Below are 4,381 nucleotides of genomic sequence, written 5' to 3'. Positions count from 1 at the left end.
AGCCGCCGTACGGGGCGCAGCAGGGTCCTCTGGTTGTCGCTGACGAGTACCACCGCGGAGAAGGCGGCGAGAGCTCCCTGGATGACGTACACGGACATGGACGGTGTGTCGAAGATCGCGGGACGCAGGACCGGAGCGAGGAGGGTCCAGGCGAGCACGGCGCCCGCGACGAGGGTGGTGGCGGCGTGCCGGGGCATCACGCGGAGCAGGGCGGGGGTGGCGAAGGAGAGGGCGAGCGCCGGCATGAGGTACGTCGCTTCGGCCTGGCTACGGGCCACCGCGGGGACGGCGGCCAGCGCGAAGAGGACCGACAGGGCGCTGCACACGACGAGCAGCCTGCGGCGCGGGCGGCTTCCGGACGCCGAGGGAACGTCCCGGATGGCGGCGATGATGTTGAACCGGCTGATGCGGACGCTGGTGGCGAGGATCGCGGCGAACGCGATGAGCAGGCCCATGGCCACGCCGTTGAGGATGCTGGTGGGGGTGACGTCGAACGTGATCCGGAGGCTGCTGCCGCCGACCGACCAGCCCTGGAAGATCTGCGCGGCCACCACGGCGACGCCCCAGCCGACGGCGACCCCGATGGCCACGCCCGGCAGGGCGGACAGCAGCGCGTACGCCGCACCTTCCAGGGTGAAGGAGCCGATCAGCCGGGAGCGCTTCATCCCGATGGCCCGCACCATGCCCATCTGCGCCTTCCGCTCCTCACCGAGCATCACGAAGATGTTCACCAGGAGCAGGGCGCCCGCGATGATGCTGAAGCTGCCGATCATGAGGAACAGGGCACCGAGCGAGTCCCCGGCCCGCTCGGCGTCCCGCAGCACCGTGTGCTTCGGAGCGTCGACCGCAGCCTGAGCGGACAGCGGGCCCACGGCCTCACGGATGTCCGCGGTCACCTTCCCGGTCAGGGCGTCGCCGCCCTCGACGCCGCCGCGGTTGGACACGAAGGTGACCGAGCGCGGCTCCGTCCCGGCGGCGCGGGCGGCCGAGTCCAGGGTCCCCGGCGCCAGGAAGGCATCGCGGTTCAGCCTGCCGCCCAGGCCCACACCGGCAAGGCCCCGCTCGGGCACCACACGGTCCACCCGGTAGGTGTGCGGGGACCCGAACAGGTAGAGCGTGATCGGCTCCCCGGCTCCCACCCGCAGGGACTGGGCCAGCGGCTCGTTCAGGACGACCTGGCCGGGCTTCGGGTCCGGTCCGGTGAGCCCGGAGTCCCCGTTCGGGGCGCCGAACCGGGACGCCTCGTCGAAGTCCATCTGCCAGGCCAGGACGCGCGGTTCGGCGACCGGGCGCCCTCCGGAGCGGCTGACGGCCGACGCCTGGGTGGCCTGGGCGGTCAGCACACCGTCGACGTCGGGGTCGCTCGTCAGGGCGGCGAGCCGCACGGCGACGGTGCGTCCGGCGGGGCCGGGCGGTGCGACGACGCGCTCGTCCACCGGCCCGAGGGTGCGGTACGCCTCTTGCCGTACCGAGAAGTTCAGGGTGTCACCGACCACCAGGGCGCCGATGATGATGGCCGTTCCGAGTACCGATCCACCGATCACCAGCGCCGCCTCGGTGCGCCGCCGGGCGAGCTGCCGGAAGGCCAGACGGCGTGAGACGGGCTGCCGTACAGCCACCAGGGCGAGCGCCACGAGGACGAGCGCGAGTGCGATGAGAAGCGGGGCCAGAAGGTTCGGGTACATCGTCAGCCTCGGGAGACGTCGTTCACCGTGTCCGGGGCCGGGACGATCTGCTGCAGGTCGTCGACCAGCCGCCCGTCGCGCATCCTGATCAGCCGGGGCACGCGGGCCCCGATGGCACTGTCGTGGGTGACCAGGACGATCGTCTGGCCCTCGTCCCGGTTGAGGTCGCACAGCAGGTCCATGACCTGGTCGGCCATGGCGCTGTCGAGGTTGCCGGTCGGCTCGTCCGCCCACACGATCGCCGGCCGCCCGGCGAGGGCGCGGGCGATCGTCACGCGTTGTTGCTCACCGCCGGACAGTTCGCTGGGCCTGTGCTCCACGCGGTGGGCGAGGCCGACGCGGTCGAGTATGGCCAGGGCCCTGCGCCGCGCCTCGCGTGGCCGGGTGCCGACGAGCAGCAGGGGGAGTTCGACGTTCTCCGCAGCGGAGAAGACCGGGATGAGGTTGAACGACTGGAAGACGAAGCCCATCGTGCGCGCGCGGTGCTCCGTGCGTGCGGCGTCCGACATCGCGAAGAGGTCGTGGCCGTCGATCTCCACCCGGCCTCCGTCGATGTCGTCGAGCCCGGACAGACAGTTCAGCAGGGTGGTCTTCCCGGAGCCGGACGGACCCATGACCCCGACCATCTCTCCATGGCGTACGGAGAGGTCCAGGTCGTCCAGGGCGGTGACCGCCACCGAGCCCGTCCGGTAGATCTTGCGGACTCCCGTGGCGACCAGGAGGTGCCGGTCGCTGTTCATGATTTCCATCCGAAACCCGGAAGGGAAAAGGCGGCTACGGCCATCCAGGCCCGGATGATGGTCCGAACGGCCCAATCCGGCTCCGGCGGACACCTCACGACGTGTTCGCCGCGATCCGGGCACGTCGCCGGACGACCGTGGAGGTCAGCGCACCGGCGATCAGCGCGGTGACGGCGAGGAGGACGAATCCCCACGTGTAGTCGTGCGCGACGCCGTCGACGGCTCCCATCACGAGCGGGGGGAAGAAGCCGCCGAGGCCTCCGGCAGCGCCGACCACGCCCGTCACCGAGCCGACACGCTCCGCCGGGACGAGACGCGCGACGAGGGCGAAGACCGCCCCCGAGCCGGCCCCCAGACCGGCGGCCATGCCGAGGAACGCCGCCGTTCCGACCGGAACCAGTTCCGCCTCGAACGAGGCGAGAAGCGCGCACACGGCGACGAGCCCGTACGACCCCGTGAGCACGGGCACGGGATGTGCGCGGTCCGACAGCCAGCCGCCCAGGGGCCGCATGGCGACCGCGAGGACGACGAATCCCGCGGTCCGCAGGGCCGCGTCGGAGCGGCCGAGCTCGTAGGCCCGGGTCAGATAGGTCGGCAGGTAGACGCTGAACGCGACGAACCCGCCGAAGGACACGGCGTACAGGAACGCCAGTTGCCAGGTCGCGGGCGTGTGCACGGCCGCGGCCGTGCGTGACCGGAGAGAGCCCGTCGCCGTCGCGCGTCCCGGACGGTCGCGCAGCAGGAACCAGGCCGTCACGGCGTACACGGCGAGGCAGCCGGCCACCAGATCGAAGGGGAAGGCGCGCCCGACGGAGTCGGTCAGCTGGACGGTGGTGAACGCCGACAGGGCGGTGCCGCCCGTGCCGATGCCGAAGATCCCGAGGGCGACGCCTCTGCGTGCCGGCGGGTACCAGGCGTTGACGAACGGGACGCCGACGGCGAAGGCCGTTCCTCCGAGCCCGAGCAGGAAGCCGCCCGCCAGCACCTTTGGCAACGAGTTCGCCAGGTGCCCCAGATAGAGCACCGGCAGGGTGGTCAGCAGGGCGACGAGGGGGAAGACCCGGCGAGCTCCCCATCGGTCCGTCATCGCTCCGGCCGGAATCCGGCCGAGCGCGCCGACGACCACCGGCACGGCGACCACCAGGGACTGCTCGAACGAACTGAGGTCGAGGTCGTCACGCAGCCGGGGGCCGAGCGGGGCGAGCAGGGCCCAGGCCCAGAAGCAGAGGGCGAATCCGACCGTGGCCAGGAGCAGCATCTGCCACGGTCGAGGGGCATCGCCCGCGCGTGGCGATCTCTCGGTACGCCGGATCATGACGCCTCCTGGTAGCAGCTCGCGTAGTCGACGCGGACGCCTGCCGGCTCCCCACGCTCGGCGAACGGGGATCCCGGCCCCAGGGGCCACTCGTCCCTTTCCGTGCCCGACCGGCGGCCCCGCGGGGGCCGGTCGGCCCTGTGCGCCCCTGTGCCGGCCGGGGCACCGTGGGGGTGTCCGGCCCGATCGGGAGCGGGGACGCCCCGTACGCCGGCCGGTCGGGCCGCCGGGAGCGTGAGTGGCCATGATGTTCTGGTACGGAAACGGCATGAACGGCTGGGGCTGGTTCGCCATGTCGGCGGGGATGGTCCTGTTCTGGGGCCTCCTCATCACCGCTGCCGTGTTGGTCTTCCGCACGCTGGACCGTGCCGCGGGACGGCCCGCGCGTCAGGGCTCCACCAGGCCCGAGGAGATCCTCGGCGAGCGGTTGGCCCGGGGCGAGATCGACGAGGAGGAGTACCGAAGGCGCCTGAGCGCCCTGCGGCGCGGGGAGACGTAGTGTCCGACGCGGGTCCGTGCCGGGATGCGGAGGTGGGCGCACACGCTCACCCTGGGAGCATGGCCGGTCGGAAGCCCGGGGAGCCGGGCGGACACCGCGACGCGCTCCGTGAGGTCACCGCACGGCACGGAGCGCCCGGTCG

At 72.4% G+C, this 4,381-nt stretch carries 4 protein-coding genes; 1 reads left to right on the top strand and 3 read right to left on the bottom strand.

The genetic code is table 11. From position 1 onward, the window contains the following. From CCN56_RS26620 to CCN56_RS26610, 3 genes are all read right to left on the bottom strand, one after another. On the bottom strand, window positions 1–1,685 hold a 1,685-nt coding region (locus CCN56_RS26620), incomplete at its 3' end, for an ABC transporter permease (protein ID WP_143664632.1). Between the two features lie 2 nt (window positions 1,686–1,687). After that, complete coding sequence (locus CCN56_RS26615) at window positions 1,688–2,425, bottom strand: ABC transporter ATP-binding protein (protein ID WP_086830505.1); 738 nt, start codon at window positions 2,423–2,425, stop codon at window positions 1,688–1,690. A 94-nt stretch (window positions 2,426–2,519) separates the two neighbouring features. Beyond that, entirely contained in the window at window positions 2,520–3,740 is a 1,221-nt protein-coding gene (locus CCN56_RS26610) for a nitrate/nitrite transporter (RefSeq protein WP_086830504.1), read from the bottom strand. A 244-nt stretch (window positions 3,741–3,984) separates the two neighbouring features. Here CCN56_RS26610 and CCN56_RS26605 point away from each other — a divergent pair, with 244 nt between their 5' ends. Continuing rightward, the gene (locus tag CCN56_RS26605; protein WP_179199992.1) at window positions 3,985–4,239 is read left to right on the top strand and encodes an SHOCT domain-containing protein; all 255 of its coding nucleotides are present in this window, start codon (window positions 3,985–3,987) and stop codon (window positions 4,237–4,239) included. The last annotated feature ends 142 nt before the right edge of the window (window positions 4,240–4,381 follow it).

It is taken from the genome of Streptomyces sp. NRRL B-24572, assembly GCF_002156145.1.
GTDB lineage: Bacteria > Actinomycetota > Actinomycetes > Streptomycetales > Streptomycetaceae > Streptomyces > Streptomyces vietnamensis.
This window is presented reverse-complemented; position numbering and strand designations above follow the sequence as displayed.